Source organism: Nafulsella turpanensis ZLM-10, assembly GCF_000346615.1.
GTDB lineage: Bacteria > Bacteroidota > Bacteroidia > Cytophagales > Cyclobacteriaceae > Nafulsella > Nafulsella turpanensis.
The window spans coordinates 26,909-44,723 of record NZ_ANNU01000038.1; the positions used below are offsets into that span (position 1 = coordinate 26,909).

The window sequence follows — 17,815 nt, forward strand, 5'->3', positions numbered from 1 at the left end:
CCAATTTTCTATATTTTTCTTTTATTTCCTTCTTCACTTCCATAGCCATAACCATAGCCATAACCATAGCCATTTTCTTTCTTTGCATCATTTAGCACAACCATAGGAGAACGGAGCTTTTTACTCTTATAAATTTCTTCAATGAGAGATAATTGGTTTTTATAAGTATATCCATACCTGACAATATAGATGCTTGAATCAATGTACGGCTTCAATGAAAAAGCATCAGCTACCTGTCCTACCGGTGAAGAGTCAATCAGCACATAATCAAACTTCTCTTTCAGCTCTCCTATTAATGCACCCACCCTGCTGCTTAACATCAATTCAGCGGGGTTGGGTGGTATGGGTCCGGAACCCATCACAAATAAATGGGGCTGATCTTTTACCGGAACCAGACCGTCTTCTACCCTCATCTTCTCTGTTACGAGATAGTTGGTAATACCAACTCCACTTTCTATCCCCAGTTCCTGTAAGAGCCGGGGCTTCCGAAGGTCGAAGCTGAGAATCACCACCTTTTTCCCTGAAAGGGCCAGGCTGGCCCCCAGGTTAATGCTGAAAAAGGTTTTCCCTTCCCCGCTCATGCTGGAGGTAATGAGGATCACCTTATTTTCCCTCCCCAAAGTGGTAAACTGAAGGTTGGAGCGAACCAGGCGGAACATCTCGGCAACAGGGGTTCTGTTATTTTCTTTTACCACAAGGGCTTCTCCCCCTTCGTTATGCGAAATTTCCCCCAAAACAGGTGCTCCCGTTGCCTCCTCCACTTCTCTTTTCTCCTGCACCTTATCATTCAGCAGGTCCTTTGCGTAAATAAGGGCAAAAGGAGCTCCTACTCCCATGAAAAAGGCAAGTAACAGAATCATGAGCTTCTTCGGCTTCACCGGCTCTCTTCCTGCCATAGCAGGGTCAATGATCCTGGAATTGGCAACTGAGGCAGCCAGGGATAAGGCCGATTCTTCCCGCTTCTGCAAGAGGAAGAGATACAAGCCTTCTTTGATGCCCTGCTGCCGGCTGATTTCTACCAGCTCCCGCTCAATGGTCGGCACCTGTTTGATACGGGAAGCAAATTGTGCGGAGTTTGCCTCCAGGTTATCGCGGGTAATGATAAGGCCCTCCTTTATATTCCGGAGGTTTTCGCTGATGTTGGCCCTGAGGTGCAACAGCTGGTCATGGACATTCCCTACCAGCGGGTTATCCGGCGGAAGGGTGCGGAGCATGCGCTGGCGCTCCAGCTGCAGCTCATTAAAGGTGGTAATAAGGCCGAGCAGGGTGGGGTCCGGAATGCTCAGGGAGCTGGGTACCAGCTGGATCTGGTTATCCGGCTTATGCAAATACTCCTCAATGGATTTTAATACATCTATCTGGATCTCCAGCTCCCCCAACTGCTTGCTGTAGTCGCTGGCCCGCTCCAGGTATAAAGTGGCTTCGGAGCTTACATCCGTCAGCCGGTTTTTCCGCTTAAACTGCTCCACATCTCTTTCCACACTCGTCAGTTCAGTCGTCAGGAACTTGAGCCTTTCGTCGATAAACTCGATGGTGCTGGCGGCAATTAAATTCTTATCCTCCACATCTTCCTTATTATAAACTTCTACGAGTTTATTAATGATGTCTTTGCCTCTTTCCGGAATGGAAGTTTCCATGCTTATTTTCAGCACACTGGCATCCTTATTGACCGTTTCCACCTTCAGGAGCTCTGTACTGTAATAGTCGGCTATTAAATTGATGTCCTGAAACTTCACCATCACATCTCTTTTACGGCCTTCCAGGGCAGCCAGGTCGGTAGTGGCCAATACCGTAAAGGTGCCATAAGGCTTTTGTATTTCCTGCCCGAACGGGTGGGTGGTGAGGGAAACATTTCCTTCCTCATCTTCCTCTTCCAGTTCAAAGCGGTTATGGTCTTTTACATGGATCACAATTTGCTTTTCGAAGGCGGTGGAATCGAGGCGGTTTACCAGCACCTTTACCGGCAGGTCTTTGCCATAAATTTCCTGGTCCTTTACGGTTCCATCGAGGTAATAAGTACAGTAGAGAGAGAGCTCTGTAAATACCCGCCGCATCAGGCTCAGTGATTTTAAGACCTCAATTTCATTTTCAACATTTTTAGTAGTCTTAAAGATATCCAGATCACTAAAAAGGCTGTTCCCTCCTAAAATATCCGGGCCTTTTTTATCATCCTTAATCAGCAGTTTACTGCTGATGGCGTACTGCGGTGTACTATAGCGCAGGTAGATAAACGCCAGCCCCAGGCATAGCACTACCCCCAGCACAAAAAGATACCAGTAGCGCAGGTATTTGTATAGAAGGGCTTTTATATCTACTTCCTCTTCCTTCCCTGCTCCAAAGGCAAGCTGCATTAATTCTTTCTCCGTCATGCCTGCAAAATGTTAAAACCTGGAAATAGCTAATATTAATACTGAAAGGGCCGAACCGGCTATGGCGATCCAGCGGGTATCGGTGCTTACCTGTGCCTTTTTCATCCGGTGTGGCTCCACATATACCACATCCTTCGGCTGGAGGTAGAAATAAGGAGAGCTCAGCACCTCCTTGCTGTTCAGGTTCAGCCTCGTTGCTTTCCGCACCCCTTCTTCTTCCCGCATAATCAGCACATTCTCCCGCTTACCATAAGCTGTCATATCGCCGGCCAGCCCCAGTGCTTCGATGATGTTGATTCTCTCCGAGGGGATGGTAAAGGTGCCGGGCCGGTTCACTTCCCCCACCACCGTAACGGTATAGTTCAGGTATCGGATATTAATGATGGGATTTATCAATACCTTCTCCAGCTTTTGCTTCAGCATTTCTTTTGCTTCGGCCTTCGTTAGGCCGGCAATGTGTACCCTGCCTAAGACAGGAAAATCAATAAAGCCTTCCGGATCAACTAAATAACCCTCCCGGTAGAGGTTGGAATTGGTGTGCAGGTAACTGCTCTGGGCACCATAGTTGGCGGTTGCACCGGCAGGAATAACTTCACCCCGGTTAAACAGCATATTGCCTTCGGGGCTCAGGCTGGTGACGCTGATGCTCAGCAGGTCGTCGGGCTGGATTTCGGGCTCAATGACATTGCTTACCTCCTCGGCATAACCAGTTGCCTCGAGGTCGCTAAGGTAAGCCAGGTTACGCTTGGCGCAGGAAGTGAGTAAAAGGATTCCCAGGAGGGAAAGGATTAGCTTGTTCATTATTATATTAGACGGGAGATGGGAGACTGGAGACAGGAGAACTGTTTTTTACAGCTCCGGCTCGTCCCTGTTTTCATCCATTTATTTTATATCTGTAGCTTTTATGTTCATTTTTTTTGGGTGCTTTTGATAGCACGTCTAACAGCACGTCATTCCTGGCGGAGCTTAGCGGAGACCGGGAATCTTCTCACTGGATTGTACAAACCCTTGCAAGAGATCCCTCCCTACGCGGGCCGCCCTGCGCGGGCCGCCTCCGTCGGGATGACAAAGTAGGGAAGTGTCTGCTCCTATTCAGGAGATTGCGGCAGCGGCCGACCGCCACACTACGCTCTGCTTCGTTCGCAATGACAAATTATCGAGTCCTCTGCCCTTTACCCAATATTCAATACCCACTAGTCAATACCCTTTTTAAGCCACCTGTTGCTTTTCAATTCTTTTCACCTCTGCCAGGCTTACTTCGGTATGCACGCAGAAGCCGAGGGAGTGGAAGCGCAGCAGGAGGCGGTGATGGCCGCGGATTTGCTGCAGCTCTCCCCGTACGCCGCGAAGAGGACCGTCGGTAATTTCCATCAGGTCGCCGGCAGCCAGCTGCCCTACTTCTACCTGTACATCTTTCGGCTTGCTGAGCACGAAATGCTGCAGGGCCAGCATCTGGCTTTCCGGGATGGCCGCTGCTTTACCCTCCTGGCAAACGAAACGTACGGCCCCTGCCGTATTCAGCACCTCGAAATACTCGCGCTGGCTGATTCGTACAAAAAGGTAGCAGCGCAGGAGCGGCTCCTCCACCCATTTTTTACGATCGCTGTACTGGCGAAGCGTTTTTTTCAGGGGAAGATAACAATCTATTCCCTTCTGGGTTAATAAGGTGTAAAGCTTCTTTTCTGCACGTGAGCGGGTATACAAAGCATACCACTTTTCCCGCCCGTCTATCTGTCTTTCCATTTTCCCAAGGCTTTATTTAGCAGTCACAGCTGAGAATCCGGTTCGGCACTACACAGCTTCGCTCTCTCAGTCACACCCTTCAGCTGCAACCTAGCGTTTTATTGATTCTTTCCGGGCTATCGAAGAATAAAGCCTTTCCGCAAGACCCATTTTATTATTCCTGGCCATGCAGAAAAATTTGCCCTTCTCTGCTCTTCCGGATTTTATTTATATCGTTACAAGGCTGCAATTTAGATCTTAAATATTATTTATTCTCTTCCCTTCAACTGAATTTATTTTTATTTTTCCTCCATTTCATACACACTTTTTCCTTCTCCCCGCCCTCGCCCTTTTGCTGTGATTTTCCAATATCTGTTGTATCCTTCTTATAATTAAGCACTTATAAGAACTATCCTAAGCAGGTAAAACGGGTAGCTTTTTGTAGCAGGCATCTTTAAAATCTGCAACAAGCTCTCCCTCTGCTGCTCTCTATCCCTCTTGAATAAAAAATAATTCAAGTTCGGCAACATAAAAAAGAAGCCGCTAGCCCACCATTTCCTGTTTTTACCAGTTGTAGCTATCTGTACTTCTTCAACCAAATAAGCATCAGGACCTTACATGCAAAACCAAAATGGGTGGCACTTCTTTTTTGATTTTAAACCATCATCCTGCTGGATTCACTCAGTTCCATACCAGGCTATGCTGGGGTACTGCTAATACATGTTTGGGTTAGGCAACAATTAAGAGGACAACCCTGATGAATAAGCTGGAAGAGTTTCTGGGAGCAGAGCACTTAAAAATCTCCATGCATGAAGGAAGGGGACACCTTGTCGGGGCAAGCGGTTCCAGGCGGCCAGCCGCTGCGGTCAGGGCAAAAGTACAAAGAACGTAGAGAAGAAGCTTAAGGGGCTTTTAATACCTCCATAGTTCAGGAAAGGCTGACTTCCCACGAAAGCAACTTTTATGGAACAAAAACCACACATTATTCACCTCGTTTACTTTAAAAAAGTACGCCTCTCTCTTCCCGAATATAGCAGTTCTGGCGCCGAAGGCTTTCGGGGAGGGAGCATTCTTCCTCTTTAAAGGCAGATAATTTAATCCTTTTTCTTACGCCAATTTTAGTCGGCTTTATTTTTAGGATAATAAAGTCTTTATCTATTATTTAAATAATAAATGAGTCAAATTTAGTTATTTTTCCTATCCTTTCCCTAGGGCTTTTTACTACGGCCTGCCAGCCTGTTTAGCCAACTCAGCGGGGAGTCCTGTCGGGGCTTCCATAGGTGTTTTTCTATAATGACGAAACAGGAAGCTGACCTTACCCAACACAGCAGGCGAAGCGGAGCCTGGAGGATGGTATAATTTCCATCCTGATCAGCTGCTGATTAATTTCAGCTGTTGAAACCGTTAAAAACGGTCGTTTAAACCATTCATTTTCCGCGTAGCGGTAAAAAATGGATCAATCAGAAAAAATCTCATCTCCCAAACCACCTTATCTATGAAAAAACATTTACGAACGTTCACCTCCTCCTTTTCGGGCAGGAACCGACAACCGCTTAACCGTAGTGGCCATCCCTTTCAAAGGCTGCTCCCCAAAGGGGCGGGGCTTTTCCTCTTACTATTCACCCTGCTGAATACAGGGGCACTGGCCTCCCACTTTAAGGGCGGGTATTTTACCTATACCTATCTCGGGAAAGGGACATATGAAGTTTTAATGACCGGCTACTGGCACAAAAGTGAGGTAGGCTCCATTGTACCGCGCTACCAGGGATACCCTGCCCTGGATGATTCGCCGGTTACGGTTTCCAAAACCCTGCTGAAGGATGGCGAAACAGTAGAACATGTACAAAAACAGGTGGTTACCTGGTCGAAGCCCGGCCTTTACACCATCTCCTGGAGAAGTTGCTGCCGCGGGGAAGGTGCAAACTTTAATGGTGGTATGATGGGACTGTACGGACTCATCAATTATAAGCCGGAGGCTCCCAGCTCATCGCCCCGCTTTAATAATGAGCGGGCCCTCTCGTTCAATTCAAGACAGCGGATTAATTATGTGATGGAGCTGGAGGACCCTGATGGACATGAGCAGGAGTTTACCTTAGAGACTCCCTTTGGCCTAAAAGGGGCTCCCTATCAGGAAATGCTGGCATCTGGTTTCCAGCTAAAAAAGGATGGCACTATCGTATGGACGCATCCCCGGGAGGGAAATTGGCTGGTCAACCTGAGAGTGCGTGAAAAAATAAACGGCCTGTATACCGGGGCCTATATCGACCGGGAAGTCATTATTGAGGTAAGTTCTCCCGGCAATAAGCCTGATAAAAACAGCAGGAATTCCACTTTGGCGCCCGCCAGCCTGCTGGCAGCAGCCACTGAGGTGGAAACAGGCGTGAGCCTGTACCCAAACCCTGTTCAGAACGCAAGCCTCTTAAAAGTAGCCCTTGAGGAAGCCGACTGGGTAAAAATAGATATACTGAATGTATCGGGCCAGCTGGTGAAGGAGCTGTATGCAGGAAAGCTGGAGGCAAAGCAGTCACTTGAGTTAAAAATTGATGCAAAAGAACTCGGGACGGATAAGCTTTATATTGGCCGGATTACCAGCAGCAAGGGGATTAAGACCTTTAAACTGCTGATACAGTAGCGGAAATAGTTTTACCTAACAACCATTCATGCGGAGGTCAGCCTACCGCATGAATGGTTGTTTTTCTCCTCCACCCCTTCCGCTAAACCAGCCTTTCCACTGACGACTTCTCCTTAAGCAGATGAAATTTAAAGCTCTTATACCGGCAGTAGCCCTATTCTGCTGCATGACAAAGCAGGGATTCACCTCTACTTCTCCCTTTTTCATAAACACGACAGTTGCAGCAACAGAGTCGGCAGCCGGGCTAAAGGTATTGGGAGGTGAACCTTATTTTTATGTCGATAACGGGATGAGTCCCTTTGAAGCGGAAGTTGGACAGGAGCACCTGCAGAGTTATTATATAGAGGTGTTTAACCTGGCACCGACAGAATCCTTCACTATTCAGCTCACCGATCCCGCCGGGCCTTTCTCTATTTCTACCTCGAGTAGCTCCGATTTTGGCTCAAGTATAGAACTGAGCGCGACCAATGATGGGGTAATTACACGCTATATATGGGTAAAGTACGTGCCGGAGACAGCAGGAGGCCATGTGGCCACCATTCAGCATTCCACCGCCAGTAGTGAACTGGAGGCCGTAAATGTGGAAGGTAATGCCACCTCTCTTCCGGTTAAATGGCATTCCTTTACCGCCCGAAAGACCGAAGGAGCTGTTCTGCTGGAGTGGGCTACTGCTACAGAAACAAACAATTCGCATTTTGAAGTAGAATGGTCGGGAAACCCTTTAAACGGCTTTGAACAAACCGGCCGGGTAGAAAGCAAGGCACACAATTCAGAGTGGCTTACCCGCTACAGCTATCAGCTTCCGCTGAAAGATCATACTGCCGGCACTCTTTACTTTCGGCTGAAGCAGGTAGACATTGACGGCAGATTTGAATACAGCAAAATTGTTGCAGTGGAGCTGGCTGGTTTCGCAGGAGTCACCCTTACCCTTGCGCCCAATCCTGTAACAGATGCTACTTTTCTCCTTATAAGCACCCCGGCAGAAGGCCCCCTTGAGGTACAAATACGGGATAGCAGCGGCACCCTGGTGTGGCAGCAGTTTTACCAGGTGTACAAAGGCTCCCAGCAAATAAAATTACCCTACTCCCGAATGCCTGCTGCCGGCCTGTACGTACTGCTCACTAATTTCAGGGGCGAAGTAAACCGCCAATGGTTTATCCGCTTATAAGTAGCCATTGCTGGACACGGAAACAAGTAGTTTCCTGCTGCTACGGCCAATATTTCTAAAACCAGCCGTTCTGCCAGATCCTTTTTTTTGCGACAATATAATTAGCGTGAATTATGGGTTAAACCATTCTTTATACAGGAGAGTATTGCTGAAAAAGCGTGAAGAATTTCAGGGAATGGAACGGTTAAAAAACTCCATGTTTGAGCGAAGAGAGTTTTGGAGGTTTTCAGTGGAATGGACTCTAATTTAGTTTTTCCATCACAGGCTTGACCTTAGGACGGTCCGCCCCTGCGGAACTATTGTCGGTCTCCGGGGGTAGCCCGCCGCTGCGCTCAAAAAAGTACAGAGAAGATGGAGATACAGCCTCAGGTGCTTCTTTTTAATAAAAACACCCCTTACCTTCAGGAGGCAAAATACCCTTTCACTGCCTTTACCACCCGTGCTAAATCTTCCTTTGTTAAATTGGAACCCGAGGGCAAACACAGCCCTTTTTCAAAGAGGCATTCACTGCTGCCATCTCCGTAAAAGGGAGCAGTTGCGAACACCGGCTGCAGGTGCAGGGGCTTACAGAGCGGGCGTGCTTCAATATTTTCTTTTTCCAGGGCCAGACGAATCCTTTCCCTGTTAATGCCCTTTTCCTCTGCATCCTCAAGCAGAATGGCAGTGAGCCAGTGGTTGGAATAATAGTCAGCATGGGGTGCGATATGGAATTTGATTTCCGTCATGGCTGCAAAAGCTTCCTGATAGAAGAAAAAGTTTGCACGCCTTTGCACTATCCGCTCCGGCAGGATTTCCATTTGCCCGCGGCCAATCCCTGCACAGATGTTGCTCATCCGGTAGTTATAGCCGATATGCGAATGCTGGTAATGCGGAGCCGCATCACGAGCCTGGGTAGCCAGGAAACGGGCTTTCTTTATCCACTCCTCATTTGCTGATACCAGGGCGCCACCACCCGAAGTGGTAATAATTTTATTCCCGTTAAAGGAAAGAACACTCAGCGCTCCAAAGGTGCCCAGCGGCTGCCCTTTATAAGAAGAGCCCAAAGCTTCCGCCGCATCTTCCACCACCGGAATATCATAGCGGTCGGCAATTTCCATGATCCTATCCATTTGGGCAGGCATACCGTAGAGATGAACGATCATAATGGCCTTTGGCTTCTTCCCCTTTGCGATGCGGTCCTGAACGGCTTCTTCCAGCAGCTCCGGCGACATATTCCAGGTACTGCTTTCACTATCCACGAATACGGGCGTGGCGCCCTGGTAAGCAATGGGATTGGCCGAAGCAGAGAAGGTCTTGGACTGGCAGATGACTTCATCCCCTGCCTGCACCCCCAGGAGGATCAATGCCAGGTGAAGGGCCGCAGTGCCGGAGCTGAGAGCTGCTACATGTACTCCTCTTCCCAGGAAAGCGGCAATATCCTGTTCAAAACCATCCACATTCGGCCCCAGGGGGGCAATCCAGTTGGTATCGAAGGCTTCTTTTATATAAGATAACTCCTCCCCTCCCATGTGGGGGGAAGAAATCCAGATTTTACGGTTCATTTGTTGGCTGTTTTATAATCCTGGCCGGGTTCCCCACGGCAGTCACCCTATCCGGAATATCCCGGATGACGACCGCCCCTGCTCCTATTGTGCACCAGCGTCCTATTTTCACCCCCGGGATTACCAAAGCCCCCGCTCCTACATAAGCACCCTCCCCAACCTGCACGTTGCCGGATAATACCGCCCCGGGAGAAATATGCACAAAATTATCAATAAAGCAGTCATGGTCTACAGAAGCCCCGGTATTAATAATTACATGCGACCCAATATGAGCCGCTGCCTGGATAATGGCTCCCTGCATCACCACGGTTCCTTCTCCGATGCGGGCGGAAGGAGAAATAAGGGCGCTTGTATGCACAGCACTGCCAAAGGAGAACTGTAATTTCCCTGCAATCCGGGCACGCACCCGGTTATTCCCGATACTGACAAGCAGCGGAGCATCCAGTTCCTGTCCGCTAAACTTCCCCAGCACTTTAATGCCATTGAGCGTCTCCAGCGCCGGATTATCATCGAAAATCCCCGACACCCTTATACCTGCACTTTGCAGTACATCAATAATTACTTTGGCATGGCCGCTGGCGCCGTAGAGGTACATGCTTTGTCCTGAGTCTTGAGTCATTAGCCTAGAGCCTCGTATCCTGAGAATTTCTTTTCCCTTGTAGTGGGAATTATATAAAAAATGTATTACTGCAATAAAAATTTCAACTCATTTTTATGTTTCCACACTTGTCCCGCTGCCCCTAAACTTCGGCATGATCACCACGCCTTCCTACAGGATACTTTCAGCATGGTCAGGAAGATAATTTTCAGGTCCAGGAGAAAGGAAACATTCTCCACATACCAGATATCATAACAGAGCTTTTCTTCCCAGCTAATGGTGTTTCGTCCGTTTACCTGAGCCCAGCCGGTAATGCCCGGGCGTACCTCATGCCTCCGCTGCTGCTCCATATTGTACAGTGGGAGGTATTCGACCAACAGAGGGCGGGGACCCACAAGGCTCATATCACCTTTCACTACATTCAGCAGCTGGGGGATTTCGTCCAGCGAATTTTTACGAAAAAAGCGACCAATGGTGGTCAGCCTTTCTTCATCGGGCAGCAGACTACCTTCACCATCCTTCCTGTCGTGCATGGTCTTAAATTTAATAATGCGGAAAATACGGCCTCTCTTACCCGGGCGCTCCTGTAAGAAGAATGGGCTTCCGTTATTGGTTACCGTAAGCCCCAGCACGAGCAGCAAAAATACCGGCGATAATAAAACGAGCGCCAGCAAGGCAAGGGAAAAGTCAATTAACCGCTTCAGGAGCCGTAGATACATAAGAAGACAAACTAATATTCCCTAATTTAAAACTTAATGTGCAAAGTTCATTATAATGATAACGTGAATGGTGGATTAAAATATTGCTACTGGTGGAGGCCCCTGATAAGAAAGTGTGAAAAATTTTAGGTATTGGAGCGGTTAAAAAACTCCACCTTTGAGAGAGGACACCTAGCCGAGACACCTTGCAGGGAACGACTGGTCGGGGCATCCGGCAAGCCAGGATTAATCGCCAAACCACTACCTTACGACATTTTCAGAATTAGCTTTTCTTCTTCAGCACCTCCATGAACTCCTGGAGGGCCTTCTTAAACAGCTCTACTTCTTCCCTGGTATTGTAAGGGGCAAGCCCGATGCGAATCCAGCCTCCACCGGGGTTTACGCCCAACTTCTCCGCCATGGTGGAAGCATAGAAGTGGCCGTCGGCAATACACATCCGGTAGTTTTCTGCAAACCAGCGGCAGGCCTCCCGGGAATTTACCCCTTCTATGGTAAAAGCAAAAGTGGGTGTTTTCCTGACGCCTGCCGGTGCCCGGTACAGGTGGAGTCCAGGCAAACCTTCCAGAAAATGCTCCAGTTCCTGAGCCAGCTCCTGCTCCCAGGTATCAATGGCATGCATGCCGGATTGAAGTCGCTCCCTTCGGCTCGCCCCCTCTCCCAAACCTTCGATGAAAGAAATGGCTCCCAACAGGCCTGCAACAGCCTCGTGATTCTGAGTGCCGGTTTCCAGCTTATCGGGAATTTGCTGCGGGGCCGGCTGTAATTTATACACCGGCAGCTTTTCAAACAGTTCAGCAGAAAGCACTGCAATGCCAAGATGCGGCCCGAAAAACTTATAGGCGGAACAAAAGAGAATATCACAACCGAGTTCTTTAAAGTCGAGACTCAGGTGAGGAGCTGCATGTACGGCATCGGTAATGGTGACGGCATTTACTGCCTTCGCCCTGGCAATGATTTTCTCCGCATCCGTAACCGTGCCGGTAACATTAGAAGAGAGCCCTACCGCTACCAGCTTTGTCTTCTCCGTTATCAACTCATCCAGGTGGTCCTGCTCAAGGGTATAGGTCTCAGGGTTCAGCTTAATAAATTTCACCTTCGCACCACGGTCCTTCGCCAAGGTCAGCCAGGGGTCTACATTTGCCCGATGGTCCTGCTCCGTTACCACCACCTCATCCCCTTCTGTTATGAAGTGAGCAAGACTGCGGGCAATGGAAAAAGCCAGGCTGGTCATGTTCTGCCCGAAGGCTACTTCGGAAGGATGGCAGTTCAGAAAATCTGCAACGGCCATCCTTCCCTCATCCAGTAGTTTGTCGGTACGAATACTACTTGGAAAGGTGCCATGCAGATTGGCCATGCCTGCTGTGATATAGGTCAGCATGCCATTCACGCACTTTTGCACCATCTGAGTGCCACCGGGGCCATCGAAAAATATCAGCGGCTCTTCTGTGCCATTGTTTTGCAGGGCAGGAAACTGGGCGCGTATCTTTTGTATGGGAAAATGATTCATTTTAGCTCAATTAAATATTTTTGTTTTCATTAGCCGAGTGATAGATACCGACCGCTAATGGAAGATGACCCTGAAGAAAAGGAGGTAAGCATTTCAGGGAACAGAGCTCCCTCATCAAAATCCAGTCCCTTTTCAGGTAAGCCTGCTCTGCCATAGTCCATTGAAATACATTAAGCAGGCAGGCCGTTATTTTTAGTACCATTCCCTTAAACGTACTTCAATATTGGGATTTTGCGACTCAACCTTCTGCTTAAAGGCTTCCACATCGCTTCCTTTATAATGATAAGGATAAATAACTTCTGGTGCAAAAGCCAGCACACCTTCCGCTGCCTGTTGAATATCCATGGTATAAGGCAGGTTCATCGGCACGAAAGCGACATCAATATCTTTCAGCGCCCGCATTTCCGGAATAGCTTCTGTATCGCCGGAGATATATACTCTGGTACCATCAAAACTGAGCACATAGCCGTTACCCCTGCCCTTCGGGTGCCTGGAGTCAGAAGTTTCCGGAAGATTATACATGGGGATGGCTTCAATTTGAATGCCTTCCCAGCTGGTCTGTTCGCCATTGGCTAAAACTTCCGGTTCAGGAATACTCAACTCCATCTCCCCCAACTTTTCCTTTACTGCTGCAGGCACAATAAAATCAGCCTTTTCTAAACTGAGCGCCTTCAGCGTTTCTTCATGCAGGTGGTCGCCATGAATATCGGTAATCAGCACCAGGTCCGGTTCCTTTACTTCCTGGTAGCTCTTCCCTCCCCCATAGGGATCTACATAAATAGTCTTCCCCTGGTACTCCAACACGAGGGAACCATGCTGGATAGGGGTAATTATCAGCTCTCCCTGCCCGGTCTGGATGGTATCGGGCTGGGCATGCACTGGAAAGTGAAGCAGGAGAAGAATTGGGAGGATGAAAAACTTGTTCATAATCAAAAAAATTTGCTGGTGGTTTTAACAAAATAATAAATCTCTTTCGATTGTTTAACCTAAACCAGGGGCAAATAAATAACTATTTCACCCCCGGCAATCCGCTTTTTCTCCACTCTATAGGTTTGCCTACGGCTCCTGGAAGGCATGCAGTATAGCCTAAGGCAAAAAGCCCCGGGCTTACCCACTGGAATCAATCCCGCAAAACATTAAAAACCAACCGATTAAACCCTTTACTTTGTTGAACTAATTGAATTTGTTTTTTAAATTTACTTAAACACAACTATCCGCCTATAAGGAATAGAAATTCTTTCCTTTTGGTGATTTTTACCGGCAGTCATGGCCGCTGCAGGGAGCAGTTAGTAAGAATGAAGCTCCTTGTCAAAGAGTATATCAGCTCTTTATTTTTGATTCGAAAGGGCTCTCCTCTCTGGTACTGCTTATTTCTACAGCAGGCGCTATGCATTGATTGATGAAAAAAGACACTGCCCTTCGGGAGCTGCTGCTTTTACCCGTACCGGTATACGGAATCAGTTCATCATCAAAAACCTACTGTCCATTTTAAAAACCTTACTATCATGAAAATTTTTTTTACTACACTCGGGTTGGGGAGCCTCATGCTGCTCTTTTTCAACCTGGATGGGCATGCCCAGCTGAGCCTTAACTGGGAAAAAACCATTGGCGGAAATCAGGATGACAATTTAAGCAGCGTAATTTTAACGCACGATGGAAATTACCTGCTGGCAGGCACCTCTTCTTCCAAGGTTTCCTACGAAAGAACGGCCGCCCATAAAGGAGGCAAGGATTACTGGATTGTAAAAACAGATGCGCAGGGAAACATTATCTGGGACCATGCTTATGGTGGCCGCGGTGATGATGAGCTACATGCGGTACTGCCTACAGAAGATGGCGGCTTTCTGCTGGCCGGGAATTCCTCTTCCGGCATGTCGGGCGAAAAAGAGAGTCCCTCTCAGGGTGGAACGGATTACTGGCTGGTAAAGACTGATGCATCTGGCAGATTGCTGTGGGAGCAGACCTATGGCGGAAACGCCGATGACCGGCTGCAGGCCATCACGCCTGCTCCGGGGGGTGGTTATCTTTTATCCGGCTATTCTGCCTCGGGTGTATCGGGTAGTAAGTCGGAGACTGGCAACGGCGGTACGGATTTTTGGGTCATCCGCATTGATGCCGAAGGCCTGTTACTGTGGGATAAAACCTTTGGTGGAAGTGAAGATGAGCAACTGTTGGCTGCGACAGCCGCTCCCGACGGAAGTTTCCTGCTGGGGGGTACTTCACTCTCCGGTGTGGGCGGCGACAAAACCGAGGCCTCCAGGGGCGACATGGATTTTTGGGTCATCCGCATCGATGCAGCGGGCCGCCAGCTGTGGGACAGAACCCTTGGAGGCTCCGGTTACGACGGCTTACAGGCGGTAGAAGCTATTGAGGGAGGCGGTTTTTTAGTAGGCGGCTTCTCCCACTCCGATGCTTCCGGCGACAAAAGCCACAACCGGATCTCCGACCAGTATTACTATTCCGATTATTGGTTCCTTCGCCTGGATGAGCAGGGAAATATTCTCTGGGACAATACCCTGGGCGGCGAGGGCTACGACCGGCTAACGGCTATTTTACCTGCTCCTGGCGGGGGCTATCTGCTCGGTGGCTACTCCTTCTCCAACTCCACGGCCTTTAAATCGGAAAATTCACAGGGAAGTTCGGATTACTGGCTCATAAAGGTAGACGAAAATGGCAAAAAGCTGTGGGACAAAGGTTTCGGCAGCGCCGGCTCCGACTTGCTGACGGATATGCTTAGCACTTCCAATGGCAGCTACCTGCTGGCAGGGTACTCCTGGGGCTATGCCTCGGGAGATAAATCTTCCGATAGAAGAGAAATATCCAGTGATTTCTGGATCCTGGAGGTGGAAGAAAGTGAGGGCACCCCTCCTGTTCTTCCAAGGCCGGAGATAATGCTGGCATGGGATAAAGCCTATGCTCCCTCCCGTGGTTTAGGGCAGGGAGAATTAACTTCTGTAGCCGCTACGGCCGATGGCGGTTATTTGCTGGGCGAAACCACCGCTTTTAAAGCCGGCTTCTGGACCGATTACGGCATTATAAAACTTGACGCTTCGGGCAACCAACTGTGGAGAAAAACCTACGGAGGAAACCAGCAGGAGGAACTAAGTGCGCTGGTGGCCCTGCCCGACGGGGGTTTCCTCCTGGCCGGCACTTCAAAATCGGGCATTTCCGGCGATAAGACGGAAGAAAACAGGAGCCGTCGCAATTACCCTGGTTTTGTGTATATGGGCCCGGATTACTGGGTAATCCGCATTGATGCCGAAGGAAACAAGCTCTGGGACAAAACCTTTGGAAGTTCCGGGAATGATTATCTGATAGATGCTATCCCAACAGCTGATGGAGGATTTTTACTTGGCGGACACTCCTTTGGTGGGGCCACGGCCGATAAAAGCGCGGTTGAGAGAGGCACCTGGGTGGTACGCATCGATGCCTATGGCAATAAGTTATGGGACAATGCCTTTAACGGTTCGGGCTCTGTTACTTTTACGTCCTTCACAGAAGCGGCTGACGGAAGCGGCTTTCTTTTAGGGGGAAGCACTTTGGGAGGTGCAGATTCCCGGGGATCCTCGGATTACTGGGTGCTGCACATCGATCAGCAGGGCGAGCAGGTATGGGAAAGAACCTTTGGCGGAAAGGGTTTCGAACGGGTAGGTGCTCTGGCAGCCCCTGCCGAGGGAGGATTCCTGATTGGTGGTTCGTCGACCTCCGGGGCCTCGGGCGACAAATCCCAGGAGAACAGGGGGCACAATGATTTCTGGGTGCTACGGGTTGATGCCTCCGGCAATATCCTGTGGGAAAAAACATTCGGGGGAAATTTATGGGACAATTTCCGGGATATGGTGGCAAGCCGGGACGGTGGATTTGTACTGGCCGGCGAATCCGTTTCTGAAATTTCCTACGAGAAAACAGAGGAAAGTAGAGGGCAAGCAGATTACTGGGCCCTGAAAATAGATGCTGAAGGTCATGTACAATGGGATAAAACCCTTGGGGGCAATGGCTTTGAAGAGCTGGTTAGTATAGCGGAAGCCCAGGACGGTGGTTTTCTTTTGACCGGCACCTCCAGGTCCGGGCTGTCCGGCGATAAATCAGCTGATGAGGAAGGAGAAACTGATTACTGGCTAAGCAAAATAACTGAACCTTCGCAGGGAATGTTAAGCGGCGGCGGCAGGTTCGACTCTCCTGAAGGGGCTTATTTTCCCGAGCCTTTCATGCATGGCAGGGCTCAGTTTGGCCTTGGAGTTCGCAGCCAGGAATCGGGCAGCGTAAACGGAACCTTAAGCTTCCATTTACCGGAAGCCCTGCTGAACTTTCGTTCCCACCAGCTGGACTGGCTGGCCATAGCCGGAGAGAAGGCCATGCTCACAGGCAGCGGTATTTTAAACCGAGAAGAAGGCTACCGCTTTTTTCTTTCGGTGGATGACCGAAACCTAACTACCCGGGCGGCAAAAGATGCCTTCAGGCTTATGATCTGGGGCCCGGATGGTCGGATGGTCTATGATAACCAACGGGGAAACACCTGGTCTGTCCCTGCCACTATCACCATCAGCGCCGGCAACATTAGCGTAATGCCACTCCAAACAAAGCATAAGGCGAAACAGTCAGGCAAGTGGCAACACCTCAGGCAGCAACCCGATATCCGCACGGTTCTGGAAGGCTTCAAGGCGTACCCTATGCCGCTAAACCAGGAAGGTTTATGGCTGCTTTTTCCGGAGGCAAACCATACAAGGACGCTGAGAATTGGCATTTACGATATGCAGGGAAAAGCCAGAGCACGTACCACTGTTCATTTAGGGCGCTCAGCCGAACAACACTTCTGGAAGCTTGACCACCAGGGCTGGCCTGCCGGTGTATACATCCTCCGCATCAGCGGCAATGGGTTGCTGCATCAGCAAAAATTGATAAAATAGGGCTCCGGTTTTTTTAATCCCTCAGAGCCTGTTTAAATTTATTGTTGATTTCGAAAGGCTTATATTTTGTGCGAAGGCAAAGCTCTTTTCTCAGGTAATAGCAGCGCTATTACCTGAGAAAAAGCCAAAGAAATCGTGCAAAATATTGATTTGTAATTCAAAATATAAATTTTTAAACAGGCTCTCAGAAAAAAAAGAAAACGACAGTTAGCAAAGTTTGTAGTTCTGAAACTGAAAAAGCAGCTCCGAAAACAGGGCTGCTTTTTTAGTTTGCCTGTTTCGCAGAAAAAAGGAAACTTAAAGATCCACATCGAACCAGGTCAGCAGAAAAAAGAGGTTCTGGTACCTGATGTTGAGAATACTAATTTGCGACTATCTTAAGCGAATGCGTTAAAGCCCGGCCCAGGCTGAATTTTGGTTATATAATATAATTTATACTAAAAAAAGTGTTACACCGCCAGGAAATAAAATTCGTATATTGCCATCATATTCATTTTTTTATTCTGTAACCAAGTAGTAAACACAGGAAGCAACCCCTATTCGTACGCCATCTAAGAACTTTCTTTCGAAATCTGTTCTCCGGCTCACTACGGACTTCCTGAATTAGCATCTCCCACCTTTAGCTGGTGTGACTGCTTTTATTTTTAGTAAA

At 48.7% G+C, this 17,815-nt stretch carries 12 protein-coding genes; 3 read left to right on the forward strand and 9 right to left on the reverse strand.

Annotation, left to right across the window (positions count from 1 at the left end; translation table 11 throughout):
• Positions 1–8: 8 nt before the first annotated feature.
• The 4 genes from F752_RS0115335 to F752_RS26270 all read right to left on the reverse strand — a co-directional run bounded on the left by F752_RS0115335 (position 9) and on the right by F752_RS26270 (position 4,690).
• Positions 9–2,369: a GumC family protein gene (locus tag F752_RS0115335; protein ID WP_017732628.1), complete on the reverse strand. Its 2,361-nt coding sequence runs from the start codon at positions 2,367–2,369 to the stop codon at positions 9–11.
• Between the two features lie 12 nt (positions 2,370–2,381).
• Positions 2,382–3,170, reverse strand: coding sequence for a polysaccharide biosynthesis/export family protein (locus F752_RS0115340; RefSeq protein ID WP_017732629.1), 789 nt, complete (start codon positions 3,168–3,170; stop codon positions 2,382–2,384).
• A 408-nt stretch (positions 3,171–3,578) separates the two neighbouring features.
• Positions 3,579–4,112 carry a UpxY family transcription antiterminator gene (locus F752_RS0115345; RefSeq protein WP_017732630.1) on the reverse strand — a complete coding sequence of 178 codons (534 nt, stop codon included), beginning with the start codon at positions 4,110–4,112 and terminating at the stop codon, positions 3,579–3,581.
• 371 nt (positions 4,113–4,483) lie between these two features.
• The gene (locus F752_RS26270; RefSeq protein WP_017732632.1) at positions 4,484–4,690 is read right to left on the reverse strand and encodes a hypothetical protein; all 207 of its coding nucleotides are present in this window, start codon (positions 4,688–4,690) and stop codon (positions 4,484–4,486) included.
• A gap of 896 nt (positions 4,691–5,586) precedes the next feature.
• Between F752_RS26270 and F752_RS0115365 the strand changes: the two genes are divergently transcribed.
• The gene (locus tag F752_RS0115365; RefSeq protein ID WP_017732635.1) at positions 5,587–6,723 is read left to right on the forward strand and encodes a T9SS type A sorting domain-containing protein; all 1,137 of its coding nucleotides are present in this window, start codon (positions 5,587–5,589) and stop codon (positions 6,721–6,723) included.
• A 121-nt stretch (positions 6,724–6,844) separates the two neighbouring features.
• Entirely contained in the window at positions 6,845–7,891 is a 1,047-nt protein-coding gene (locus tag F752_RS0115370; RefSeq protein ID WP_152425159.1) for a T9SS type A sorting domain-containing protein, read from the forward strand.
• A 401-nt stretch (positions 7,892–8,292) separates the two neighbouring features.
• Here F752_RS0115370 and F752_RS0115375 read toward each other — a convergent pair whose 3' ends face one another.
• From F752_RS0115375 to F752_RS0115400, 5 genes are all read right to left on the reverse strand, one after another.
• Positions 8,293–9,432, reverse strand: coding sequence for a DegT/DnrJ/EryC1/StrS family aminotransferase (locus tag F752_RS0115375; RefSeq protein ID WP_017732637.1), 1,140 nt, complete (start codon positions 9,430–9,432; stop codon positions 8,293–8,295).
• Positions 9,422–10,051, reverse strand: a complete 630-nt coding sequence (locus tag F752_RS0115380) for an acetyltransferase (protein ID WP_236614015.1) — start codon at positions 10,049–10,051, stop codon at positions 9,422–9,424. The genes F752_RS0115375 and F752_RS0115380 overlap by 11 nt, the downstream gene beginning before the upstream one ends.
• Positions 10,052–10,188: 137 nt before the next feature.
• A complete protein-coding gene (locus F752_RS0115385) occupies positions 10,189–10,749 on the reverse strand; it encodes a sugar transferase (RefSeq protein ID WP_017732639.1) in 561 nt (186 codons plus the stop codon).
• A 262-nt stretch (positions 10,750–11,011) separates the two neighbouring features.
• Entirely contained in the window at positions 11,012–12,256 is a 1,245-nt protein-coding gene (locus F752_RS0115390; RefSeq protein ID WP_017732640.1) for a cysteine desulfurase-like protein, read from the reverse strand.
• Between the two features lie 192 nt (positions 12,257–12,448).
• Entirely contained in the window at positions 12,449–13,183 is a 735-nt protein-coding gene (locus tag F752_RS0115400; protein WP_017732642.1) for an MBL fold metallo-hydrolase, read from the reverse strand.
• 578 nt (positions 13,184–13,761) lie between these two features.
• On the opposite strand from F752_RS0115400, the gene F752_RS0115405 reads away from it, so the two are divergent.
• Positions 13,762–17,163, forward strand: a complete 3,402-nt coding sequence (locus F752_RS0115405; protein ID WP_017732643.1) for a T9SS type A sorting domain-containing protein — start codon at positions 13,762–13,764, stop codon at positions 17,161–17,163.
• Positions 17,164–17,815: the final 652 nt, after the last annotated feature.

Coding starts and splice junctions, on each gene's coding strand:
- F752_RS0115335 (WP_017732628.1), bottom strand. CDS start 2,369: ATGACGGAGAAAGAATTAATGCAGCTTGCCTTTGGAGCAGGGAAGGAA.
- F752_RS0115340 (WP_017732629.1), bottom strand. CDS start 3,170: ATGAACAAGCTAATCCTTTCCCTCCTGGGAATCCTTTTACTCACTTCC.
- F752_RS0115345 (WP_017732630.1), bottom strand. CDS start 4,112: ATGGAAAGACAGATAGACGGGCGGGAAAAGTGGTATGCTTTGTATACC.
- F752_RS0115365 (WP_017732635.1), top strand. CDS start 5,587: ATGAAAAAACATTTACGAACGTTCACCTCCTCCTTTTCGGGCAGGAAC.
- F752_RS0115370 (WP_152425159.1), top strand. CDS start 6,845: ATGAAATTTAAAGCTCTTATACCGGCAGTAGCCCTATTCTGCTGCATG.
- F752_RS0115375 (WP_017732637.1), bottom strand. CDS start 9,432: ATGAACCGTAAAATCTGGATTTCTTCCCCCCACATGGGAGGGGAGGAG.
- F752_RS0115380 (WP_236614015.1), bottom strand. CDS start 10,051: ATGACTCAAGACTCAGGACAAAGCATGTACCTCTACGGCGCCAGCGGC.
- F752_RS0115385 (WP_017732639.1), bottom strand. CDS start 10,749: ATGTATCTACGGCTCCTGAAGCGGTTAATTGACTTTTCCCTTGCCTTG.
- F752_RS0115390 (WP_017732640.1), bottom strand. CDS start 12,256: ATGAATCATTTTCCCATACAAAAGATACGCGCCCAGTTTCCTGCCCTG.
- F752_RS0115400 (WP_017732642.1), bottom strand. CDS start 13,183: ATGAACAAGTTTTTCATCCTCCCAATTCTTCTCCTGCTTCACTTTCCA.
- F752_RS0115405 (WP_017732643.1), top strand. CDS start 13,762: ATGAAAATTTTTTTTACTACACTCGGGTTGGGGAGCCTCATGCTGCTC.